Annotated in this window: 26 protein-coding genes; 23 read left to right on the forward strand and 3 right to left on the reverse strand. The window is 48.2% G+C overall.

Annotation, left to right across the window (positions count from 1 at the left end; genetic code table 11):
- From K0036_RS06280 to K0036_RS06305, 6 genes are all read left to right on the forward strand, one after another.
- A complete protein-coding gene (locus K0036_RS06280) occupies positions 1-1188 on the forward strand; it encodes a pyridoxal phosphate-dependent aminotransferase (protein ID WP_220430972.1) in 1188 nt (395 codons plus the stop codon).
- An 11-nt stretch (positions 1189-1199) separates the two neighbouring features.
- Positions 1200-2255 carry a histidinol-phosphate transaminase gene (gene hisC / locus K0036_RS06285; protein WP_025644333.1) on the forward strand — a complete coding sequence of 352 codons (1056 nt, stop codon included), beginning with the start codon at positions 1200-1202 and terminating at the stop codon, positions 2253-2255.
- A gap of 11 nt (positions 2256-2266) precedes the next feature.
- Positions 2267-2779 carry a COG2426 family protein gene (locus tag K0036_RS06290; protein WP_025644331.1) on the forward strand — a complete coding sequence of 171 codons (513 nt, stop codon included), beginning with the start codon at positions 2267-2269 and terminating at the stop codon, positions 2777-2779.
- Between the two features lie 147 nt (positions 2780-2926).
- A complete protein-coding gene (locus K0036_RS06295) occupies positions 2927-3889 on the forward strand; it encodes a carbohydrate kinase family protein (RefSeq protein WP_025644329.1) in 963 nt (320 codons plus the stop codon).
- A 4-nt stretch (positions 3890-3893) separates the two neighbouring features.
- The gene (locus K0036_RS06300) at positions 3894-5234 is read left to right on the forward strand and encodes a MurT ligase domain-containing protein (protein WP_025644327.1); all 1341 of its coding nucleotides are present in this window, start codon (positions 3894-3896) and stop codon (positions 5232-5234) included.
- Positions 5235-5248: 14 nt separating this feature from the next.
- Entirely contained in the window at positions 5249-5968 is a 720-nt protein-coding gene (locus K0036_RS06305; RefSeq protein WP_025644325.1) for a type 1 glutamine amidotransferase, read from the forward strand.
- 8 nt (positions 5969-5976) lie between these two features.
- Here K0036_RS06305 and K0036_RS06310 read toward each other — a convergent pair whose 3' ends face one another.
- Positions 5977-6330, reverse strand: a complete 354-nt coding sequence (locus tag K0036_RS06310; protein WP_025644323.1) for a helix-turn-helix domain-containing protein — start codon at positions 6328-6330, stop codon at positions 5977-5979.
- Positions 6331-6481: 151 nt separating this feature from the next.
- On the opposite strand from K0036_RS06310, the gene K0036_RS06315 reads away from it, so the two are divergent.
- The 7 genes from K0036_RS06315 (at position 6482) to K0036_RS06345 (ending at position 15219) form a co-directional block, all read left to right on the forward strand.
- Positions 6482-6715 (forward strand): hypothetical protein, encoded by a 234-nt coding sequence (locus K0036_RS06315; protein WP_025644321.1) that lies wholly within the window; start codon positions 6482-6484, stop codon positions 6713-6715.
- Between the two features lie 87 nt (positions 6716-6802).
- Entirely contained in the window at positions 6803-7264 is a 462-nt protein-coding gene (locus tag K0036_RS06320; protein ID WP_025644320.1) for a hypothetical protein, read from the forward strand.
- A gap of 100 nt (positions 7265-7364) precedes the next feature.
- A complete protein-coding gene (ispG, locus tag K0036_RS06325; RefSeq protein ID WP_220430973.1) occupies positions 7365-8420 on the forward strand; it encodes a flavodoxin-dependent (E)-4-hydroxy-3-methylbut-2-enyl-diphosphate synthase in 1056 nt (351 codons plus the stop codon).
- Positions 8413-12912, forward strand: a complete 4500-nt coding sequence (locus tag K0036_RS06330) for a PolC-type DNA polymerase III (RefSeq protein ID WP_220430974.1) — start codon at positions 8413-8415, stop codon at positions 12910-12912. Before ispG ends, K0036_RS06330 begins: the two co-directional genes overlap by 8 nt.
- 68 nt (positions 12913-12980) lie before the next feature.
- Positions 12981-13847 carry an EamA family transporter gene (locus tag K0036_RS06335; protein ID WP_220430975.1) on the forward strand — a complete coding sequence of 289 codons (867 nt, stop codon included), beginning with the start codon at positions 12981-12983 and terminating at the stop codon, positions 13845-13847.
- Positions 13844-14707 (forward strand): DMT family transporter, encoded by an 864-nt coding sequence (locus K0036_RS06340; RefSeq protein ID WP_173692961.1) that lies wholly within the window; start codon positions 13844-13846, stop codon positions 14705-14707. The genes K0036_RS06335 and K0036_RS06340 overlap by 4 nt, the downstream gene beginning before the upstream one ends.
- A gap of 50 nt (positions 14708-14757) precedes the next feature.
- On the forward strand, positions 14758-15219 hold the full coding sequence (locus K0036_RS06345) for a hypothetical protein (protein ID WP_220430976.1): 462 nt from the start codon (positions 14758-14760) through the stop codon (positions 15217-15219).
- Here K0036_RS06345 and K0036_RS06350 read toward each other — a convergent pair.
- A complete protein-coding gene (locus K0036_RS06350; protein ID WP_220430977.1) occupies positions 15160-16107 on the reverse strand; it encodes a DMT family transporter in 948 nt (315 codons plus the stop codon). The two genes, K0036_RS06345 and K0036_RS06350, sit on opposite strands and share 60 nt — an antisense overlap.
- A gap of 152 nt (positions 16108-16259) precedes the next feature.
- Between K0036_RS06350 and K0036_RS06355 the strand changes: the two genes are divergently transcribed.
- The 9 genes from K0036_RS06355 to K0036_RS06395 all read left to right on the forward strand — a co-directional run bounded on the left by K0036_RS06355 (position 16260) and on the right by K0036_RS06395 (position 21851).
- Positions 16260-16814, forward strand: coding sequence for a cupin domain-containing protein (locus K0036_RS06355; RefSeq protein ID WP_220430978.1), 555 nt, complete (start codon positions 16260-16262; stop codon positions 16812-16814).
- 103 nt (positions 16815-16917) lie between these two features.
- On the forward strand, positions 16918-17244 hold the full coding sequence (locus tag K0036_RS06360; RefSeq protein ID WP_025644313.1) for a PadR family transcriptional regulator: 327 nt from the start codon (positions 16918-16920) through the stop codon (positions 17242-17244).
- On the forward strand, positions 17241-17915 hold the full coding sequence (locus tag K0036_RS06365) for a hypothetical protein (RefSeq protein ID WP_025644312.1): 675 nt from the start codon (positions 17241-17243) through the stop codon (positions 17913-17915). Before K0036_RS06360 ends, K0036_RS06365 begins: the two co-directional genes overlap by 4 nt.
- 102 nt (positions 17916-18017) lie before the next feature.
- Positions 18018-18926: a helix-turn-helix transcriptional regulator gene (locus K0036_RS06370; RefSeq protein WP_173692966.1), complete on the forward strand. Its 909-nt coding sequence runs from the start codon at positions 18018-18020 to the stop codon at positions 18924-18926.
- 72 nt (positions 18927-18998) lie between these two features.
- Positions 18999-19454 (forward strand): GyrI-like domain-containing protein, encoded by a 456-nt coding sequence (locus tag K0036_RS06375; RefSeq protein WP_025644303.1) that lies wholly within the window; start codon positions 18999-19001, stop codon positions 19452-19454.
- A gap of 15 nt (positions 19455-19469) precedes the next feature.
- Positions 19470-19826: a TfoX/Sxy family protein gene (locus K0036_RS06380; RefSeq protein ID WP_025644295.1), complete on the forward strand. Its 357-nt coding sequence runs from the start codon at positions 19470-19472 to the stop codon at positions 19824-19826.
- Positions 19807-20451 carry a GyrI-like domain-containing protein gene (locus tag K0036_RS06385; protein WP_220430979.1) on the forward strand — a complete coding sequence of 215 codons (645 nt, stop codon included), beginning with the start codon at positions 19807-19809 and terminating at the stop codon, positions 20449-20451. Before K0036_RS06380 ends, K0036_RS06385 begins: the two co-directional genes overlap by 20 nt.
- A gap of 1 nt (position 20452) precedes the next feature.
- The gene (locus K0036_RS06390) at positions 20453-21217 is read left to right on the forward strand and encodes a GNAT family N-acetyltransferase (protein ID WP_025644293.1); all 765 of its coding nucleotides are present in this window, start codon (positions 20453-20455) and stop codon (positions 21215-21217) included.
- Between the two features lie 94 nt (positions 21218-21311).
- On the forward strand, positions 21312-21851 hold the full coding sequence (locus K0036_RS06395; RefSeq protein ID WP_220430980.1) for a DUF1697 domain-containing protein: 540 nt from the start codon (positions 21312-21314) through the stop codon (positions 21849-21851).
- A gap of 34 nt (positions 21852-21885) precedes the next feature.
- On the opposite strand, the gene K0036_RS06400 is transcribed toward K0036_RS06395, so the two are convergent.
- Complete coding sequence (locus K0036_RS06400; RefSeq protein ID WP_025644289.1) at positions 21886-22416, reverse strand: PadR family transcriptional regulator; 531 nt, start codon at positions 22414-22416, stop codon at positions 21886-21888.
- A 204-nt stretch (positions 22417-22620) separates the two neighbouring features.
- Here K0036_RS06400 and K0036_RS06405 point away from each other — a divergent pair, with 204 nt between their 5' ends.
- Entirely contained in the window at positions 22621-23985 is a 1365-nt protein-coding gene (locus K0036_RS06405; RefSeq protein WP_220430981.1) for an MATE family efflux transporter, read from the forward strand.
- The last annotated feature ends 39 nt before the right edge of the window (positions 23986-24024 follow it).

Consider the following 24024-nt stretch of genomic DNA (forward strand, 5'->3'; position numbering starts at 1 on the left):
ATGATAGCAGAGAAAATGAAGAACATGGTAGCAAATAGTTCCGCAATCCGGGCAATGTTCGAAGAAGGCAATCGCCTTGCGGAAATCTATGGAGCGGAAAATGTATATGACTTCAGCCTGGGCAATCCGAATGTGGCTGCGCCGGAAGCGGTGAAAAATGCCATTATCGAATTGCTGGATGAAGATGATCCGGTCGTGCTTCATGGCTATACGAACAGCAATGCCGGCTATGCAGACGTGAGGGAGACTGTGGCGGAGTCGCTGAACGCGCGCTTTGGCACTAGTTTTGAAGGCAAGAATATCGTGATGACGGTTGGCGCCGCAGGAGGCCTGAATGTCATACTTAAGACCTTGCTGAATCCGGGGGATGAAGTAATCGCATTTGCTCCATATTTTGGAGAATACCGTTCTTATACCAATAACTATGACGGGGTGATCGTAGAGATCTCACCGAATACGACGGATTTTCAGCCGAAGCTGGACGAGTTCGAATTAAAGATCACGCCAAAGACCAAGGCTGTCATCGTGAATACGCCAAACAATCCTACCGGCGTAGTTTATTCCGAAGAGACCATTAAGAAGATGGCTGCTATCATGGAGGCAAAGCAGAAAGAACACGGCACGGATATCTATCTCATCGCAGATGAGCCTTACCGCGAGCTGGTCTATGACGGGGCAGAGGTTCCTTACCTTACGAAGTATTATGACAATACGATCGTAGGCTATTCTTACAGCAAGTCCCTGTCGCTTCCGGGAGAGCGTATCGGATATCTGGTCATTCCGGACGAAGTGGAAGACAGTGAGACGATACTGGCCGCGGCAGGCGTTGCGACCCGCATCCTTGGCTTTGTAAACGCGCCGACCTTGCAGCAGAAGGTGGTGGCGAAGTGCATCAATGAGAAGACGGACATCTCTTACTATGACAGGAACAGGGAGACTCTCTACAATGGCCTGAAGGAATGCGGATTCGAGTGCATCAAGCCACAGGGGGCATTCTATCTGTTCGTAAAGTCTCCGGTTTCGGATGAAAAGGAATTCTGCGCGGCTGCCAAGAAGTATAATATTCTGATCGTGCCGGGAAGTTCCTTTGCGTGTCCTGGATATGTGAGAATTGCGTACTGCGTATCCTACGACACGATCGTAAACGCCCTTCCAAAGTTTAAGGAACTGGCAAAAGAGTATTTCTAGAGGGATGAGTCATGAAGGCATTTGAAAAGAACATACGAAAAGTTGAGCCTTACGTTCCCGGGGAGCAGCCCCAGCGCAAGGTGATTAAGCTGAACACCAACGAAAATCCATATCCCCCGGCACCCGGGGTTGCGAAAGCCTTAAAAGGGATGGAGACGGACCGGCTCCGCCTGTATCCGGATCCGGCAGCGACGCCTCTGGTGGAGGAACTCGCCAGATTCTACCAGGTGCAGCCTGATCAGGTATTTGTAGGAGTGGGATCAGATGACGTGCTGTCCATGTGCTTCCTGACATTTTTTAATTCCGAGAAGCCGCTGCTGTTTCCTGACGTCACCTATTCCTTTTACAAGGTGTGGGCAGAATTATACCGGATTCCGTATGAATGCCAGGAACTGGATGAGGACTTCCGTATAGTGAAAGAGGATTATTACAAGGAGAACGGTGGAGTCATCTTCCCGAATCCCAACGCCCCAACCGCCATCTATGAAGAACTGGATGTGGTGGAGGATATCATCGCCCACAACCAAGATGTCATCGTCATTGTGGATGAGGCATACATCGACTTTGCGGGACGGTCCGCACTGGAATTGATTGATAAGTACGAGAATCTTCTGGTCGTGCAGACATTTTCAAAAGCCCGCTCCATGGCTGGGATGCGGATCGGATATGCCATTGGCAATCCGGTACTGATCCAATATCTCAATGATGCGAAATATTCCTTTAATTCTTACACGATGAACCAGACGTCGCTGGCCTGCGGAGTCGAGGCAGTCAAGGATGTCCGGTATTTTGAGGAAGGAATCCAAAAGATCATTAAGACCAGGGAATGGGCAAAGGAAGAACTGGAGAAACTTGGTTTTAAGTGCCTGGAATCTCAGGCAAACTTCATATTTGCCATGCATCCGGAATATGATGCAAAGGAAATGTTTGAAGCATTAAAAGCGAACGATATCTATGTCCGCTATTGGGGAAGCAAACGGATCGAGCAGTATATGCGGATTACGATAGGAACCAGGGAAGAGATGGAAGCCTTGTTTGCTTTTCTTAGAAAATATATGAACAAATAAAGGAGAATTCTATGACTGAAACTTTAGTGCAAAGCATTATCGATGCCCTTAGCGGAAGTGTTGGAAAGGAAGCGATCGTATTTATCATATCCATGATACCGATCCTGGAACTTCGAGGCGCCCTGCTTGTGGCAGGCCCATTGCTTGGCGTGCCGGTAGCGACGGCAATTCCTCTATGTATTATCGGCAACATTATTCCAGTGCCGTTTATCCTGCTCTTGATCACTCCGATCTTTAAATGGATGAAGGGGACGAAGACCTTCAAGCCGATGGTGGATAAACTGGAGGCAAAGGCCATGAGCAAAAGCGATAAGATAGAGAAATACGAGTTCTGGGGACTGGTGCTGTTTGTTGGAATCCCACTGCCCGGGACAGGAGCCTGGACAGGATCCCTGATCGCAGCCCTCCTTGGCGTAAAGTTTAAGAAGGCATTCCCGGCAGTTATTTTGGGTATCTGCATAGCGACTGTCATTATGTGGTTCATATCCTATGTAATCCTTGGAGGAGTCCAGGTGATCGCATAGAAACTGGAAATATAAAAGAGAAGCGTTGGCTTCTCTTTTGCTATTTGGCGAATAAGCCAGGAACTTAGCAACGCGTCTACGGGCACTTTAAAAATTATTCATAGTGTGGTAAAATGTTTAAAAATGTTTGGATAAGGAGTATTGGGTATGGAAAAATTATATGATGTAACTGCAATGGGCGAGATGTTGATTGACTTTACATTGAATGGACAAAGCGAGCAGGGGAATAATCTGTTTGAGGCTTGTCCGGGAGGCGCGCCATGCAATGTACTGGCGATGCTCAATAAATTAGGACGTAAGACTGCCTTTATCGGAAAGGTGGGAGAGGATCAGTTCGGACGCCTTTTAAAAGGAACGATTGATGAACTGGGAATAGAGACGAAGGGTCTGATTCTGGACAAGGAGATCCATACGACGCTGGCATTTGTACATACTTTCCCGGATGGGGACAGGGAGTTTTCTTTCTACCGCAAGCCAGGGGCAGATATGATGCTGACAGAAGACGAGGTGGATTATGACTTGATCCGCCAGTCCAGGATCTTCCATTTTGGAACCCTTTCTATGACAGACGAGCCTGTCAGATCCGCGACAAAGAAAGCGCTGGAGGTAGCTAAAGAAGCAGGCTGCCTGATCACCTTTGATCCGAACTTGCGCCCTCCGCTCTGGAATTCCCTGGACGAGGCCAAGAAGCAGATGGAGTATGGATTCCAATACTGTGATATGCTGAAGATCTCCGATAATGAGATCCAGTTCGTATCAGGCAAGGAAGATTACGATGAAGGAATCCGCTATCTCCAGGACAAATACAACATTCCCCTGATCTTCCTGACCATGGGAAAGGATGGAAGCCGTGCGTATTACAAGGATATGCGGGTGGAGAGAAAGGGATTCCAGGTAAAGGCTATTGAGACTACAGGCGCCGGGGATACGTTCTGCGGCTGCTCTATCCACGGGCTTCTGACCCATGGGCTGGAAGGGCTCACAGAAGAGAACTTAGGGGATATGCTGACTTACGCGAACGCAGGAGCGGCGCTGATCACCATGAAGAAAGGCGCGATCCGCTCTATGCCGGAGCCGGAAAATATTACGAAATTAATTGAGGAAAAATAAAAATATGAGACTACGCAGAATGCTGGCCATTTGGGCAGCCAAGATTACCGAGAAAATCAGCGTCCATGTATTCCATCGCCAGGGCGTGACATGGGCGGGAAAGATCGCTTTAAAGATATGTCCAACCATACTGAAAGAACTGGCAGGGCAGGTAAAGAAGGATATCTTTATCGTTTGCGGCACCAACGGAAAGACGACCACCAACAATATGCTTTGCGCGGCCTTAGAGGCTGAGGGATACCGTGTCATCTGCAACCACACAGGCTCCAACATGCTGAACGGCGTGGTGGCGGCTTTCGTGCTGGGAGCCGGGAACGGAGGAAGCCTTCATGCGGACTATGCCTGCATCGAGGTGGACGAGGCATCCACAAGAAGGGTTTTTCCCCACTTTAAGCCGGATTATATGGTGCTGACCAATCTATTCAGAGACCAGCTGGACCGGTATGGGGAGATTGATATTACTATGAATATCCTGAAAGGCGTCATGCAGGATGCTCCGGATATGAAGGTGATCGTCAATGGAGACGACGCCCTGTCCGCATATCTGGCGATAGACAGCGGCAATCCTTATGTCACTTATGGCATCAGCGAGAAGGTGGTTGAGGATGAGGATTCCAGAGAGATCCGGGAAGGGCGTTTCTGCAAGCGCTGCGGCGCGCCGCTTCAGTATCGTTTCTACCATTACAGCCAGCTGGGCGATTATGCCTGCACCGGGTGTGATTTCAAGCGTCCGCAGATAGACTTTGACGCTTTGGAAGTAGAAGTTGGCAGCAGGTTGGCGTTTACGGTGGAAGGACAAAGGATCGAGGCGAATTACAAGGGATTCTACAATGTCTATAACATACTGGCAGCCTATGCGGCAGCCAGGACATGCGGCCTTGCGCTGGAACACTTCAATGAGATGCTGTTAAGATTCAATCCAGAGAACGGACGCATGGAGCAGTTCCAGGTAAAAGAAACGAAGATCCTGCTGAATCTTGCCAAGAATCCGGCAGGCTTTAACCAGAACATATCCGCCGTGATGCAGGATGATGCTCCCAAGGATATTATTATCGTAATCAATGATAACGCGCAGGACGGAACCGATATATCCTGGCTGTGGGATGTGGACTTTGACCGGTTTAAGAATGACAGCATAAGTTCTATCACAGTCAGCGGAATCCGGTGCCAGGACATGCGGCTGCGCATGAAATACGTCGACATCCCGACTGTGCTTGAGGCAGACGTAGAAAAGGCTGTCCGCGGGCGCATAGAAGATGGATGCGGCAACCTGTATGTTCTTGTGAACTATACCGCGTTATTTAGCACCCGGAATGTATTAAAGAGATTGGAGGGGGAGAAGTGATGGATATGGCAGACATGAAGATAACGATCGGGCATCTCTATCCTGACCTTCTGAACCTGTATGGGGATAGAGGCAATATCGCCTGCATGATGAAGCGCTGCCAGTGGCGGGGGATAGAGGCAGAGACGATCGAATTCAACACAGGCGACGAGATTGATTTTTCCAGACTGGACATCGTGCTGCTTGGCGGCGGCTCAGACAGGGAGCAGGCGATCGTATGCCAGAATCTCCTGAGGATTCGGGATCAATTTCAGGAGTACGTAGAAGATGACGGCGTGGTTATTGCCGTCTGCGGCGGATACCAGCTGCTGGGAAGATACTATAAGACGGATGACGGCATGATTGAAGGCCTGAATCTGGTGGATATCTATACGGAGCAGGAAGAAGGAAGACTGATTGACAATATCGTGCTCCAGAGCGAGTTAGCGGATATGCCGGTCGTTGGTTTTGAGAATCATGGCGGACGAACCTACATTAATGATAATAAGCCGTTTGGAAAAGTATTATATGGTTCCGGCAATGATGGGAAAAGCGGATATGAAGGAGTGGTATATAAGAATGTGATAGGTACTTACCTGCACGGCCCATTGCTTCCAAAAAATCCCCAGATCTGTGATTACCTGATTCAGAAAGCATTGGAGAGAAAGTATGGGCCGATGACGCTTTTACCATTGGATGACAGCCAGGAGCAGGAGGCTAACGAGTATATATACCGCAGATTTGTGAAAGAATAGATGAGATATTAGGTGGCTTCTTGTTCCCGGTCACGTAATTCTAGAAGATGAATATATTCCAGCAGATCTTTCTGGGAACGGGAAGAAAGCATCTTATACTTATACAGGAGGTTCTGTTCCATGGGAGGCAGATTTTCATTCTGCGCCAAAGCCATGTGGATGACCTCGTCATCTTCCAGGAGATAGTCGATTGTTACGTGGAAGAGGTTGGCAAGGGCTGCCAGTTTCTCATGCGATGGCTGTCGGTTCTTCGTCTCATACCCGGCTATCGTTGAACGCGCGACGTTCAAGCGGCTAGCAACATAGTCTTGCGTCATTTCATTTTCTAGACGTAACATTTTTAACTTTTTGGAAAAAGACATGGCCGGCACCTCCTTAGTTTTTTGTGTTAATTTTATCAATTGTTGCAGTAAAGAACATAAAAAGTGCCGAATATCAACAAAGTGTTACGTTAGGTTGCAAAGTGGAACAATGTTGAGCAAAAGTAAAGAAATAGAAAGGAATAGGCAATAAATGAGGCAGGAAAGGTTCAAAATGGAGAGAGAAGGCTTGGTTGAAGAAGGACAGGAAGTAGAAATCAGCGAGCGGAGTGCCGTTACAGGACAGTATACCTATCTAGTGGAGCCTTCAATTGCCATGTCCGGAATATACCGGACCAGCCAGAGAATCAAATCCCGCAAAGGAAGGATCAGCCGGATTGAGAAGACAGAGAAAGGATTCTACCTGCTGGTAGACATAGATGAGTAATGGGAAGTACCCCGTTGACACCAGGGGGCAAAGAACATATAATTTAAAGTGAAGCAAATAATGTAAGACTCGAAAGGAACTGGATAGATGATAATAGCGAAGAATGATGAAGCGAAAAGAAGTAAGATCTGGAGGATTGTCACACTTGTCTCATCTGTCCTGATTATAGTTATAGCGATTTTTCTTCTGACAAAGCTCTTCACAGCTAATCCGCTGGAAGGAACATGGGTGGACGAAGACAGAAGCCTCAGGCTGTCAATAAAGAGCAATGGAACGATCGACGTGAATGTTCCGGAGGTGGCTGAAGATATCAGCGTGGGCGTGAAGCTGAATTATACGATGGACAAAGAAGAAAAGACCATTACAATTAAGGCGGATGAGTCGGAATTTGAGAAGCTTGCAAAAAAGTCTGACGGCAAGTATACGCAGGAAGACTTGAAGAATGCCCTGGATTCCGTGACTACGACATTTGACTACAGTGTGGATCAGGAGCAATTGACACTGACAGAACGCGAATATGGAGAACAGATGACCTTTATAAAGGAATAGCAATGATATGCCCCTCTATTTGAGACACCGATCAGACAAGGTGACCGATAGAGGGGTTCCTGCTGTTCGCAGGATACTGTATTATAGAAAGGATAAAGCAATGTTTAGAGACAAGACGAAAAAGGTTTGGATAGGAGAAGTGTGTATAGGCGGAGGAAGCCCGGTTGCCATCCAGTCTATGACGAATACCAGCACAGAGGATGTGGAGGCGACGGTGGCCCAGATTCTGGAACTGGAACGGGCAGGATGCCAGATTATTCGCTGTGCGGTTCCGACGATGGAGGCAGCGCAGGCGCTTGCAAAGATCAAGGAGAAGATTCATATCCCACTGGTGGCGGATATTCATTTTGACTATCGCCTGGCAATTGCGGCAATTGAGAATGGCGCAGACAAGATCAGGATCAACCCTGGAAATATCGGGGCCAGAGAACGCGTGCAGGCAGTGGTGGATAAGGCAAAGGAATACCATGTGCCTATCCGCGTCGGCGTAAACAGCGGCTCTCTTGAGAAGCATCTGGTGGAAAAGTATAAAGGGGTGACGGCGGAAGGCCTGGTTGAGAGCGCCATGGACAAAGTGCACATGATAGAAGAGATGGGATATGACAATCTGGTGGTAAGCATCAAGTCTTCCGATGTCATGATGTGCGTCAAAGCCCATGAACTAATTGCAGACAGGTGCCAGTATCCGCTGCATGTAGGAATCACAGAGTCAGGGACCCTGCTGGCAGGCAACATCAAGTCTTCCATAGGCCTGGGGCTGATACTGAACCAGGGAATCGGAGATACCATCCGGGTATCCTTAACCGGAGCTCCGGTTGAGGAGATCAAGTCCGCCAAACTGATACTGAAGACGCTGGGTCTTAGAAAAGGCGGCATCGAAGTAGTATCCTGCCCAACTTGCGGCAGGACTAAGATCGACCTGATTGGACTGGCAAATCAGGTCGAGCAGCTGGTGGCGGATATTCCGCTGGATATCAAAGTAGCGGTAATGGGCTGCGTTGTCAACGGGCCAGGAGAAGCCAAGGAGGCGGATATCGGTATAGCCGGCGGCATAGGAGAGGGCCTGCTGATCAAAAAGGGACAGGTTGTAAAGAAAGTAAAAGAGGACCAATTGTTAGAAACGTTGAGACAGGAGTTGTTGCACTGGAATGAGTAAGCCGTTCTTTGAAGTATTCCCAACATTAAAAGTAAATGAAGATATCCGTATGTTGTTTGAGGGCGTGGAGGTAACGAAAGTTGCCACCAATTCCGACCGGGATTTTATCAAGGTGCATCTCTACAGCCGTCATCTGATCCAGAAAAGGCGTATCTACGAAGTAGAGAAGCTGATGAAGGATCAGCTGTTCGGACGCAGCCGCATCCAGATCGAAGTGAAGGAAAGGTATGAACTGTCAGAGCAGTATACGCCGGAAAACCTGATGAATGAATATTTTGACAGTCTTCTGCTGGAACTGAATGAAAAAAGCGTGGTGGAGCGCAGCATGCTCCAAGGCTCAAGGTATCAGTTTGAAGAGGGGAATATTCTTTGCCTGACGCTTACGGACACCATAGTAGCCCAAGGGAAGAAAGAATCATTGTCCGGCTATCTGGCAGAAGTATTTCAGGAAAGGTTCCAGCGGCCCATTGAAGTACGGGTCGCATACGAGAAGCCCAAGGATAGCAAGTTAAGATATAATGATGTCAAGCTTAAGCAGGAAGTAGACGCCATACTGGAACACGCGGAAGCGGTTCAGGAGGAGAAGGAACTTAAGAAGAAGGCCCAGGAAGAAAAGGAAGGCGTTTCTTCAAAGTCCACGAAGAGCCAGAATGGGAATGGCGCGGGCAAGAAGGAAAAGAAGGCGTTTTTCGGGAATGGCAGAAGAGAAGGATTCTCTTATAAGAAGAATTCCGATGATCCGAACCTGATCTTTGGACGGGACTTTGATGATGAGACGATAGAACTAAAACAGGTAGTTGGCGAGATGGGCGAGATCACCATCCGCGGCAAGGTCATCAGTTTTGATACCCGGGAGATCCGTAACGAGAAGACGATCATCATGTATGCGGTGACAGACTTTACAGATACGATCATGGTCAAGATGTTTGTGCGAAACGAGCAGCTTCCGGATATTCTGGCAGACGTAAAGAAGGGCGCATTCCTTAAGATCAAGGGAGTCACCACCATTGATAAATTTGACGGCGAGCTTACCATTGGGTCGATCACAGGAATTCGAAAGATTAATGATTTTACGGAGTCCAGGAAGGATACGGCTCCGGAAAAGCGGGTAGAGCTTCATTGCCATACGAAGATGAGCGATATGGATGGAGTATCGGAAGTAAAGGATCTTGTAAAACGCGCCCATGACTGGGGACACAAGGCGATTGCCATCACTGACCACGGAGTAGTCCAGGCATTCCCGGACGCCAACCATTACATAGAGACCCTGGATAAAGACGATCCTTTTAAGGTGATCTACGGAGTAGAAGGCTATCTGGTCGATGACCTTACGGATGTGGCCGTGGGCGAAAAGGGGCAGACGCTGGACGATGTCTATGTAGTATTCGATCTGGAGACGACGGGCTTTAGCCCGATTAAGGATAAGATTATAGAGATAGGCGCGGTGAAGGTAGAGAACGGGAAGATAACAGAGCGGTTCAGCACATTCGTAAATCCCAAGATCCCAATCCCGTTTCGCATCACCCAGCTGACCAGCATTACGGATCAGATGGTCATGGATGCGCCGGATATCGAGACGGTGCTCCCGCAATTTCTGGAATTCATTGGGGATGCGGTCCTGGTAGCGCATAATGCGTCTTTCGACGTGGGATTTATCGAACAGAATTGTAGATACCAGGATATTGTGCCGAATTTTACTTCTGTGGATACGGTGGCCATGGCCAGAATCCTTCTTCCTACCTTGTCGAAGTTTAAACTCAATGTAGTAGCCAACGCACTCCATATATCCCTGGAGAACCATCACCGGGCAGTGGACGACGCAGGCGCTACCGCGGAGATCTTCGTGAAGTTCGTGGAGATGCTGAAGGAACGCAATATCAATGATCTGGCGAAGTTAAACCGGTTTGGCAGCAATAATGCGGATGCGATCAAGAAGCTTCCCACATACCATGTGATCATACTGGCTTTGAATGAGGTGGGCCGGGTGAATCTATATACCCTGATATCCAAGTCCCATCTGGATTACTATGCCAGGCGGCCCAGAATCCCCAAAAGCGAGCTGTCCAAATACAGGGAAGGCCTGATGGTAGGCAGCGCCTGCGAGGCGGGGGAACTGTATCAGGCTATTCTGAATGAGAAGTCGGAAGAACGGATCGCGAGGATCGTCAATTTCTACGATTATCTGGAGATACAGCCATTGGGAAACAACCGGTTCATGATTGCCAGCGACCGTATTGAGAATGTACAGAGTGAAGAAGATCTTAAGAAGATCAACAAGAAGATCGTGGATCTGGGAGACCGATTCAACAAGCCGGTTGTTGGCACCTGCGATGTGCATTTTATGGATCCGGAAGATGAAGTCTACCGGCGTATCATCATGGCAGGAAAAGGATTCGGAGATGCGGATGAGCAGGCGCCTCTTTATCTGCGCACCACCGACGAGATGTTAGAAGAGTTTGAATATCTGGGTTCGGCAAAAGCAAAGGAGATCGTGATAGACAATCCCTGCAAGATTGCGGATATGGCAGAAAAGATTACGCCGGTCAGGCCGGACAAGTGCCCGCCTGTCATTCCTGATTCCGATAAGACGCTGAGGGAGATCTGCTACAATAAGGCTCACTCCATGTATGGGGAAGAACTGCCGCCGATTGTAACGGAGCGTCTGGAGAGGGAACTGAATTCCATCATCTCCAACGGCTTCGCGGTGATGTACATTATAGCGCAGAAACTGGTGTGGAAGTCCAATGAGGATGGCTATCTGGTTGGATCCCGTGGCTCCGTAGGCTCTTCCTTCGTGGCGACGATGGCGGGAATTACCGAGGTAAATCCCCTGAGCCCTCATTACTACTGCAAGCATTGCCATTACAGCGACTTCGAGTCTGAAGAAGTGCGGGCATTTGCCGGCGGCTGCGGATGGGATATGCCGGATAAGAACTGCCCGGTCTGCGGGGAGAAGCTGGTTAAGGACGGATTCGATATTCCGTTCGAGACGTTCCTTGGATTCAAGGGGAACAAGGAGCCGGATATTGACCTTAACTTCTCTGGCGACTATCAAAGTAACGCCCACAAGTATACGGAGGTCATCTTCGGCGCTGGCCAGACCTACCGTGCGGGCACGGTAGGAACCTTGGCAGATAAGACGGCGTTCGGCTATGTGAAGAATTACTATGAGGAGCGGGGACAGCGGAAGAGAAACTGCGAGATTGACCGGATTGTCCAGGGGTGTACTGGAATCCGAAGGAGTACCGGACAGCATCCGGGAGGCATCATCGTGCTTCCTCTGGGGGAAGAGATTAATTCATTTACCCCAGTACAGCATCCGGCCAATGATATGACGACAGACATCGTCACCACGCACTTTGACTACCATTCCATTGACCACAACCTGCTGAAGCTTGACATCCTGGGCCATGATGATCCGACCATGATCAAGACGCTGGAAGAGTACATTAGTTCTCCAGCGCTGGAAAATGAATACAATGAGACGGACAACCGATTCGTGGCAACCAAGATTCCCCTGGACGACAAGGGGGTAATGTCCTTGTTTCACGATACGTCAGCCCTGGGAATCAAGCCGGACGATATTGGCGGCTGCCCGGTGGGATGCCTGGGCATCCCGGAATTCGGAACAGACTTTGTCGTACAGATGGTGGTTGACACCCAGCCAAAGACTTTGTCTGACTTGATCCGTATCTCCGGCCTGTCCCATGGAACGGACGTGTGGCTTAACAACGCCCAGGAATTGATCAAGAGCGGAAAGGCTACCATATCAACGGCAATCTGTACCCGTGACGATATCATGACCTACCTGATCAATAAAGGGATGGACAGTGAATTATCCTTTACCATTATGGAAAAAGTAAGAAAAGGCAAAGGGCTTACAGACGACTTCGAGAAATCCATGAAGGAGGCAGGAGTCCCTGACTGGTATATCTGGTCCTGCAAGCAGATCAAATATATGTTCCCGAAAGCCCATGCGGCGGCCTACGTTATGATGGCGTACCGGATCGCTTACTGCAAGATCAATTATCCGCTGGCTTATTATGGGGCGTATTTTGGAATCCGCGCGGATGCATTCTCCTATGAGATCATGTGCCGGGGCAAGGATGTGCTGCAGCATTATATCGATGAATATAACAGCCGGTCCGCGACTCTGAGCAAGAAAGAACAGGACACGATGAAGGATATGAAGATTGTTCAGGAGATGTATGCCAGAGGGTATGAATTTATGCCCATGGACATCTACAAGGCTCAGGCGACCAAGTTCCTGATCATTGACGGGAAACTGATGCCGCCCCTTTCAAGCATTGACGGAATGGGAGAGAAGGCGGCAGAAGCGGTGGCGGAAGCATCCAAGGACGGGCCATATCTGTCAAGGGACGACTTCCGGCAGCGTACCAAAGCCAGCAAGTCGGTCATCGACTATATGGTGGAACTGGGCATACTGTCCGACCTGCCGGAATCCAATCAGCTGTCGCTGTTTGACTTCTAGCGTGCCGGAACTGGAAGTGCCTGTGACGGCATGATGGAAGAAAAAATAAGAAATGAGAGGAAAACCAGATGTGGCTACTATATGCTGTTGGGTCTTCGTTTTTTGCAGGGATTACTGCGATCCTTGTGAAAATCGGAGTGGAAGATACAGACTCCCACCTGCTGACTGCGCTTAGGACGATCGTAGTATTAATATTTTCCTGGATCATGGTATTTGTCGTTGGATCCCAGGGAACCATTTCAGAAGTATCGCCAAAGACGCTGCTATTCTTGTGCGCGTCCGGAATTACCACCGGGGCATCCTGGATCTGCTATTTCCACGCATTGCAGATCGGAGATGTCAATAAGGTGGTGCCCATCGACAAGTCCAGCGTAGTTCTGACGATTCTTCTGGGCGTCCTGTTCCTGGGAGAGCCGATGAGCGTGTCAAAGGGAATCTGCGTTATATTGATCGCCGCAGGGACCTACCTGATGATCGAGAAGAAGCAGGGGACGGAAGAAGGAAAGAAAAAGAGCAAAAGCGCCATTCTATATGCCCTGCTGTCGGCTGTCTTTGCGTCGCTAACAGCGCTGCTTAGCAAAATTGGCATTGTCGGGATCGAATCCAATCTTGGCACGGCCATCCGTACCATTATCGTTCTGATCATGGCGTGGCTGATCGTGCTGGCGGGAGGAAAGCAGAAGCAGATCCGGGATGTGAGCAGGAAAAGCTGGACCTTTATCATCCTATCCGGAATCGCTACCGGCCTGTCGTGGCTGTGCTATTACCGGGCGCTGCAGGATGGGCCGATCAGCGTAGTGCTGCCGATTGACAAGTTAAGCATCCTGATATCCATCGCTTTTGCATATATTATATTTAAGGAACGGCTTACGAGGAGATCAGGCCTGGGACTTGCCATGATCGTAGCCGGGACGCTGGGGATGGTGGTGCTATGAGTGGCAGCAGGCGTTATAAAGGAATCTTGTACATTGTCCTGTCCGCGTTCTGCTTCGCGCTTATGAACCTATTCGTTCGGCTGGCAGGCGATTTGCCTTCGATCCAGAAAAGTTTCTTCCGTAACTTTGTTGCGGCAATCTTCGCATGCGTGATCCTTTTAAAAGATGGCGTGCCGTTTCGGTGCAGGAAGGAGAATCTAAAGTTTATGCTTCTGCGTTCCGTCTTTGGGACGCTTGGAATTCTTTGCAATTTCTATGCAGTGGATCATTTGGTGCTTGCAGATGCGTCCATGCTAAATAAGATGTCTCCTTTTTTTGCAGTGCTATTTAGTTTCCTGATTTTAAATGAGAAGGTGAAGGTTCCCCAGGCATTGATGGTGGCAGGCGCATTTGCAGGAAGCATGTTCGTTGTAAAGCCGACGCTTACGAATATGGATCTTGTCCCATCCATGATCGGGCTTCTCGGCGGAATTGGCGCGGGCGCGGCTTATACGATGGTCAGAAAACTGGGAGAGAATGGGGAAAAAGGCCCATTTATCGTGTTCTTCTTCTCGACATTCTCATGCTTATTCACCTTGCCTTGGCTGATCTTTGACTATCATCCTATGTCCCTGTCCCAGACCGCTATCCTCCTAATGGCTGGCATTGCGGCGGCGGGAGGGCAGTTCGCCATAACCGCGGCCTATTGCCACGCGCCGGCAAGGGAGATATCTGTCTATGATTATTCGCAGATTATCTTCTCGGCTGGATTGGGATTTGTCATATTCGGACAGGTTCCGGATGCCTTTAGCTGGCTTGGCTATGGAATTATATGTACGATGGCAGTACTGATGTTTTTATATAACAGAAGAAACCAATAGCCTCTTTTCTGTATACACTATAAGTGAGAACAGAAATAGAGGCTATTATTATGAGATTAAGATGCTGCAATAAGAATCAGGAATGCATCGACTTTTTTGCACAATATGGAACAAGTTCCAATCCGACAAGTGGAAGCTTTATCCCACTTAACGCCATATTCCGCAGGGGGGACGAGATTCATCTGGAAGAGGAGACGCAGATCGTACTGGCGCCTGGATATCTCTACCTGATTGATTATGTATTCCTCGCAACGCCGGAGGCAGATGGCTTTATGGAGATCATACCATATATCAATGGAACGCCAAGGCTTCTCTATTCCTTCTTCGCGCCAACGGGGGCGGAGAGGAATACGTCCGCTTCCGCAGGATTTACGACGAATGAGGCGGCCACAAGCGAGGCACGGCTATCCTTCCGCCTGGATTATCCAGTTACGACAAGGAATATTGATATATCAGGGACAGTTTCTGTCACGCCGCTGATGAAGATTGGCGATGAGCGAGGCACGTTTTAGGCAAGGACGAAGTGACGGATGATGCAAAAGTCCGCGGGATATAATCAGAGCCGCCAGAATCAGAATGCATCCAAGAATAATCTTCATCGTTACCGTCTCTTTGAAAATAAGCACAGAAAAGAGAAAGCCGAAGACAGACTCCAGTGACAGAATCAATGCTGTGTGGCTGTCTTTGGCATACTTCTGGGCAGCATTCTGCAGGCAGATGGCAAGGGCGGTATTAATAAAGACAAGATATGTTACGCCGTAGAGAGAGCCCCGGTCCGTGCATACGATCTTTGTGCCAGAGAAGATGACGCAGATTATGGATAGAAGCCCGGAAAAGGAGAACTGATAAAAGGTCAGGGCAATCGGATCCAAGGGCTTGGCATATCTGCCGGTTAAGACAATCTGAATAGAAAACACCAGGGCAAATAAAAGCGTGACAGGATCGCCCATCTGAATGCCAAGATCTCCGTTCAGGCTGATAAGCGCGATACCGAGGATAGCGATAAATGCAGCCAGGCCATCCTTTTTCAGTGGCCTGGCTTTTGTGATGGCCCATGCCGCAAGCGGCGTAAAGATGACATAGGTGGCTGCAAGAAATGACTGCTTGGCAGGAGTCGTGTACTGAAGGCCAAACAGCTGGATCAGAAGACCCAGAAATTGGAGGACGCCAAGCAAAAGGCCATATTTTATGATTCCTCTTTCAGCCAGGCGGATCCTCCTGTTAAATATCAGGCCCATGATGATCGCTGCTCCACAGAAGCGGTACATAAGAATTGCAAGAGGGCCAAGCCCCTTTAGCGCGTATTTTCCGGCAACAAATCCGCCTCCCCAGATTGCGGCAACGATAAAAAGCGTCATATCAGCAAGTAAGAGCGTCGTTTTATTTGATAGAGTCTTCATAGAATATTCCTCCTTTGGAAATTGAGTTGAATATATCATAAACAAATGCTAAAATCAATATAACTAATGAATTTAAATATATCTAAATAGTGTTTGCTTTTTCTATGAATATTGATAGGAAAATCGAAGATGACGAAAAAGGAGAACAGCAGATGGAAAAAACTTATCAAATTGGCTCCAGGCTGTCAGGCTACCGGAAGGCGCATGGGCTGACAATAAAGGAATTGGCTGTAAAAACGGGGCTTAGCACTGCGCTTTTAAGCGAACTTGAGCGCGGGATTGGGAACCCCACGCTCTCGGTACTGGAGAATCTGGCTGGTACGATGGGGATATCGGTATCCGCGCTGCTGGAGCAGGAAGTTAAGAATGCGTCCCTGGTAAGAAGAAGGTGCGAGCGGAGCCAGACAGGAGGACCAGACGCAAGATGTCTCTATGATGTTCTGGCAGTCAGTCCGGTAAAGTCCAGGATGGAACTGCTTCTTCTGGAACTTGAGCCGGGGATGTACTCCAATGATCGGCTTAGCGTACATCCTTATTGGGAGGAGATCGCTTATGTAGTCTCCGGTACGGTAGAGATCTTATTCGAAGAAGAGGAGATTGAGCTTAAGGAAGGAGATACCATCCGTATACTTCCCGGGAGAGGCCATCGTTTGATGAATCAGACAGATGAAAGGGCGATGGTACTATTCGCACAGGAAAGCCGGTAGAATTCATTTGCTAATATGAGCGGAAGTACTTGACACTTAACTATCTTGTGATACAATATAGTTAGGAACATTGCAATGCAAGGTAGTGAAAGGCGGGATGACGATGGATAGATCACAGCTAATGAAAGGCATATTGGAAGGCTGTATATTGAAGATCATCAGCCAGTCAGAGACCTACGGCTATGAGATTGTAGACCGGCTGCAGGAGAATGGATTCCGGGAGGTAAAGGAAGGAACGCTGTATCCGCTTCTCTTACGCCTGGAGAAGAAAAAGCTGATTCAGGCAACCTACAAGCCAAGTCCCTTAGGCCCAAGCCGCAAGTACTATTCCCTGACTGAAGAAGGAGAAGAATACGTGGCGGCATTCTACGGAAACTGGAAGGAAATCTGCGAATCGGTAAAGAAGATATTTGAGGAGGGGTTGATATGAAGATCATGGAAAACAAGCTGAAACAGCTGGAGAAGGAGAACGAAGATGATTTCTTCCGTATCCGGTCAGAAGAAAGACGAAAAGAAGTATCCCGGATGATCAAGTATATCTCATCCTCCTCGCTGCCTCTCTACCAGATTCAGATTATCCGAAAGGATCTGCTGGGGATGGCGCAGGAGGCGGAGCGCCAGGAACTGCCGCTAAAGGATATGCTGGGCGTAGAGCCCCGGGAATTCTGCGATGAGATAATCGAGAATGCCGCAACGCCAGCCAGGAAGGAGCGGGCCTTTCAGGTGGTGATAGATGTCCTGCAGCCTTTTGCGATCTATTTCACTTTTATGTGGACTTGCGGCGGGATGCCTTCCAGATTCGGGATTACGCTGACGGATATCATTGCATTCCTGGGATTGTGCGGTATCTGCAGAGGCTTGATGCGCTATATGGGCAATCGGCTGGCGATCAAAGGCAGTCCTATCCTGAATCTGCTGCCCTATCTGTTTTTTGCCTGTATGGTAGCAGCGATCGCCATCGGAGGGCGTTCAGTTTTAGGCTCTGTGGGAGGAATGTATGTGATATCAGGCCCAGGCCTTTTCATGGTCATCCTGGTGGATGTGATTGCCATAGGAGCGACGCTTTTATGGAACCGGTATTGGAATAAATTCCCTAAGTAGACAGCATATTCCACAATTTTGCAATTCTAAATAAAAACACGACACAATGCTGTCGTGTTTTTATGTTATAGTAGTAGCAGATAAGTAACGGGGAGGAAGACGATGAAGATTGACAGACTGATCGGGATATTATCAATATTGCTGCAGCAGGAGCGGGTGACGGCTCCTTATCTTGCAGAGCGGTTCGAGGTCTCCAGGCGTACGATCAACAGAGATATCGAAGACTTGTGCAAGGCCGGGATTCCGCTGGTGACCGCGCAGGGCGCAAATGGCGGCATATCAATCATGGAAGGATACAGGCTGAATCGGACCCTTCTTACTTCTTCGGATATGCAGGCGATCCTTGCCGGGCTTCGCAGCCTGGACAGCGTATCCGGTACCAGCAGGTATCAGCAGCTGATGGATAAGCTGGAGGTGAATCATACGACGCTTGCTTCCAACAGCCATATTCTGATCGACCTGTCCTCCTACTACAAGTCCTCCCTGGCGCCGAAGATCGAATTGATCCAGGATGCCATTGAGGGAAGACATTATATCCAGTTTGACTATTATGCGCCAGGCGGGGAGGGCGGTCGGTTGATCGAGCCTTATCTTTTGGTCTTCCAGTGGGCCTCCTGGTATGTGTGGGGATGGTGCACGAAGCGGGAAGATTACCGGCTGTTTAAGCTAAACCGAATGCTGGAATTAAAGGTCGCAGGAGAACAGTTTGAAAAACGCGACCTTCCCAAGTACGAGCCAAGGGTGGAGGCGGCATATCCTTTTGAAATCTCGGTGACGGCCGTGTTCGAGCCGGAGATGAAGTGGAGGCTGATCGAAGAATATGGCGTGGACAGTTTCAGAATCAGGGAGGATGGGAAACTGCAGTTCCAATTCTATTTTCATGACAAGGAGAATCTGTTTAGCTGGCTGCTTACATTCGGCGATAAGGTGGAATTATTAGAGCCGGAAGGCCTTCGGGAGGAAATCCGGCTGCTGGCAGAAAATATCGGCAAAAAGTATAAGAAGAATTAGAAACATGACACATAGGTGTCGTGTTAGGCGTGATATGCTTGTCATAAATAAAGAAAGCAAGAGGAAAACAGCATGGATTATGATATAGTGGAATTGAAAGAAAAGACGGTAGCAGGGCTTGCAGCCAGAACCAACAATCTGTCTCCTGATATGGGAGCAGTGATTGGAGGGCTTTGGAAACGGTTTTATGGAGAAGGAATCTATGGACAGTTAAAGCACAAGGTCAATGGCAAGGCAATGGGAATCTACTCCGACTATGCCGGGGATGAGACCGGGGATTATACGATTACGGTCGCATGCGAGGTAGAAGATGCAGACGGGCTGCCCGAAGGCGTGACGTCGATGACGATCCCGGGAGGCAGATATGCCCGATTCGTTGTCTATGGAGATATGCAGGCGGCTGTGGCAAGATTCTGGCAGGAACTTTGGGAGATGGATCTTGACCGGGCCTTTACCTATGATTTTGAAGAATACCAGGATGACAGTATGGAGGAGACTTGTATCCATATGTATATCGCGCTGAATTAGAGGAGGTAGCGAAGTATGGCTTCCAGCAAAGAGTTTGTTCATTATGTAGAAGAGCAGTTAACAGATGCAGGAGAGATTACGTGCCGGAAGATGTTCGGGGAATATGGAATCTACTGCAATGGCAAGATTATAGGAGTGATCTGTGACGATCAATTGTTCCTCAAGATTACGGAAGCAGGAAGGCGCATCTGTCCGGATGGAGAGGAAGCGCCCCCATATGAAGGCGCTAAGCCATATCTGCTGATCGATGATATTGATGACCGTGGGTTTATGACGAGGCTGGTGCAGGCAGTCTATGAAGAATTGCCGGAGCCGAAGCCGAAAAAGACCAAGAGAAAAGAGGGACAAGAAAATGGAAAAAATGGATTATAAGAAGGCATATAAGGATCTGTATATGCCCAAGAAGAAGCCTTCCGCCATTCAAGTGCCAAAGATGACGTTTATCATGGTGGATGGCCGAGGGAATCCGAATACATCAAAGGATTATAAGGACGCCATGGAAATTCTCTATGGCCTGTCTTTTACTATTAAGATGAGTAAGATGAGCGGCCGGCAGCCGGAAGGATACTTCGAGTATGTGGTTCCGCCGCTGGAAGGCCTGTGGCGGGCGGATGACTGTGCCTTTGACGGCAGGAATATTACAGATAAGGACAAGTTTAAATGGACTTCTATGATCCGGCAGCCGGAGTTTGTAACGACGGAAGTATTTGAGTGGGCCAAGGCAGAACTTAAGAAGAAAAAGCCGGAGATTGATTTCGCAAGGACCCGGCTTGAGACTTGGGAAGAGGGGCTGTGCTGCCAGATCATGCATGTAGGTCCATATGATAATGAGCCGGCAACGATAGCGGTTTTGGAAGAGTATATCCAGGCATCCGGGTATATTACGGATATTTCAGATCAGAGATGGCACCATGAGATCTATCTGGGAGACCCCAGAAGGACGAAGCCGGAGAATCTCAAGACGGTGATACGCCACCCCGTCAGACAGGAGGCATAGAATGGAATTTATCAGGGTTACAGAGGAAAATCTGGAAAAGGAGCACATCTGCTGTGCGATTTCCAGTAATAAAGACTGCCAGGTAGTTTCAAAAAAGCGGTGGCTGTCAAAACGATTCCAGGAAGGACTGGTATTTTTAAAAGCAAATGTGCGGGGAAAATGCTTTATTGAATATCTGCCGGCGGAATATGCTTTTGCGCCTGTGAAGGCCGATGGGTATATGTATATCAACTGTCTCTGGGTTGCGGGACAGTACAAAGGCCAGGGATATTCCAGCCAGCTTCTTGAGGCATGCATCGATGACAGCCGGAAAAAGGGTTGCAAAGGGCTGGCAATCCTGTCAGCGGACAAGAAGAGGCCCTACCTGGCTGATCCTAAGTACCTGCGTTACAAAGGATTTCAGACGGCGGATACTGCGGGGCCACATTTTGAACTTATGTATCTTCCCTTTGCGGAAGGCGCGGATGTGCCACGATTCAGGGAACAGGTGAAAAATCCACAGATAGACAAAAAGGGATTTGTACTTTACTATACAGAGCAATGCCCATTTACCGCCAAATATGTACCGCTGATTGAGAAAATGGCCGCAGACAAGGCAATTCCTTTTGAGACGATACTCCTTGAGACGGCAGAGCAGGCTCAGGCAGCGCCGGCCGCCGTCACATCCTACTGCCTGTTTTATGACGGGAAATTCCTGACCAATGAGATTCTATCGGAAAAGAAGTTTGAAAAGATTGCCTCAGAAGTATATGATAAAATGGTATGATGAAAGGATGGATAGATCGGAATTGTCCGCTAGGATAGATGGATGAAAGATATAAGGAAGGCCTATAGGAATTTATATGGAGGAATCAACGAATATGAAAATATATATTGCGTTTCTGCGTGGCATCAATATAAGTGGTAAAAATAAGGTTCCAATGGCTGAATTAAAGAAAGCCTTTGAAGAACTTAGGTTTGGAGCGGTTAAGACATATCTGAACAGTGGAAATGTGATTTTTTCAAGCGATGAAGATAATATAGGGAGTCTTACAAGCCGGATTGAAGCAATGATAAAAGAACGGTTTAGTCTGGATATACCGGTTTTCGTCATATCAAAAGAAGATCTTGAAGATATTTTGCAGCATGCACCTGACTGGTGGGGGAACGAGAATAAAGAAATCTATGATAATTTAATTTTTATTATGCCTCCTGCTACATTTGCCGAATTATGGGGGGAGATCGGAGAGCCCAAGGAGGGCCTGGAAAAGATTAAGGATTATAAGGAAACGGTATTCTGGTCTTTCAGCCGGAAGGATTATCAAAAAACAAACTGGTGGCCAAAGACCGCAGGCATGAACATTAGCCAAAAACTGACAATCAGAACGGCAAACACCGTCAGAAAGCTAGTTGGAATGTAATTGCCTTACAGATTCCGGGGGAGCAGGGAATACCTTATGAAACTATGGTCCCTTTCAGCGAGGCGATCCAGTTCTCAATGGCTTTTGCTAAAATAAATTGCTGCTGCAGAACAGCCATGCCGGTTTCCGGAATATCCGGGTTATTCTCCTTTTGACGCAGGTTCTCTTCCAGGTGGCCTTTTAGGATCTTTATGTTTTGCTCAATCTCTGTGATACATGATTGCTGGAGGTTTGTCGGAAGGTTGTCCAGATTCACGATGACAGCATTAAAATCTAAAAACATACTGATTGGCTTTGCGGATATTTCCAGCATGAGCCTTTCAAATTCTTGCTCCCCGGCTTCGGTCAGGGAGTAAACGACCTTCTCTGGCATTTTTCCCTCTTTGACAAGATCTCCTTTAATGAATCCCTTTTCCTCTAATTGGATGGCTTTTTTATAAATGGATGGCGTGCTGATCTTCACCCATTTTGAAATATTGCGGTATTCCACTAATTTTTGGATATCATAGGCGCCCATAGGCGCCTTTTTTAATATGCCTAATACGATTAAATCTATGGTTGCCATAACGTTCCTCCTTATTGGGAAAATGCTATATATTACAGTAGTATAAAATTTGTAATTGTTGTAACGTATATTAACCTATTATATATGCCTTGTCAAGATTGACACTATGTTTTCTTGACAACTACTATAAATTATAGTAGAATAAAGCCGTAGTTAATACTATAAAATATAGTACTATAAAGTACAACAAAAGGAGAATTTCTAATGAGTGGAACAAACAAAAAAATGGAACTATTAGGGAGCGCGCCAATCCCAAATGCTCTTATGGCTCTGGGTATTCCTATTATGATCGGTATGCTGATCAATGCCCTTTACAATCTGGTGGACGCATATTTCGTGGGCGGGCTGGGGGAGACCCAGATGGGAGCGATCTCTATCGTATTTCCGCTGGGCCAGGTCGTTGTAGGTCTGGGACTGATGTTCGGAAACGGCGCAGCATCTTACCTGTCCAGACTATTAGGCCGTGGCGATAAGGGCACTGCGAATAAAGTGGCTAGCACCGCCCTGTATAGCAGCGTTTTTATTGGGGCAGTCATCATTATCCTGGCGGCAATTTTTCTGAAGCCGATTCTTGCCATGCTGGGTGCCACAGATACGATTATGCCTTATGCGCTGGCATATGCGAGGATTTATGTGATATCCTCGATCTTCAATGTATTCAACGTAACCATGAATAACATAGTGACGAGTGAGGGAGCCGCAAAAACAACCATGTGCGCCCTGCTTTTGGGAGCGGTACTGAATATCGGCCTGGATCCGGTTTTCATCTATACGCTTGACATGGGCGTGGCAGGGGCTGCAATTGCTACGGCGATTTCACAGTTTGTTTCTACCCTTGTATATCTGTCCTATATGCTGGGAAAAAAGAGTGCCTTTACTTTTCGGGTAAGGGAGTTTGCCTTGAACGGGCAGATGATGGCAGAGATCTTGAAGATTGGCGTTCCTACGCTGACGTTTCAGCTGCTTGCCAGCCTTTCTATCGCATTGGTCAATCGGGCAGCAATGGATTATGGAGACGCAGTGATTGCCGGTATGGGAGCGGTTACGAGGATTACATCTATGGGAACGCTGGTGGTATTCGGATTTCTCAAAGGATTTCAGCCTATTGCAGGATTCAGCTATGGGGCGAAGAAGTTTGACCGTCTGCGGGAAGCGACCAAAACATCGATCCGGTGGTCAACAATTTTCTGCGTGGCTGTAGGCTCTTTGATGGCTTTGCTGTCCACGCAGATTATTTCACAGTTTACAGATGGAAACGCAGAAATGATTTCCGTCGGTTCAAAATCCTTGATGGCAAATGGCCTTTCCTTCTTCCTATTCGGGTTTTATACGGTGTATTCTTCCCTATTCCTTGCTCTTGGCAAAGGCACGGCAGGATTTATCCTCGGAGCCTGCAGACAGGGGATTTGCTTTGTCCCTGCCATTTTGATCCTTCCGATGGCATGCGGTATCAACGGGATACTCTACGCCCAGCCCGCCGCGGATGTGCTTTCAGCGATCATCACCGTATTTATGGCGGCCCATCTTCACAGGGAACTGCGGACGGCAGAGAGAGTTCCTCAAAATTAAAAAAAGCAGCGTAACATACTTTTGTACATTACGCTGCTT

Origin of the sequence: [Clostridium] scindens (genome assembly GCF_019597925.1) — a bacterium.
Classification (GTDB): Bacteria; Bacillota; Clostridia; order Lachnospirales; family Lachnospiraceae; genus Clostridium_AP.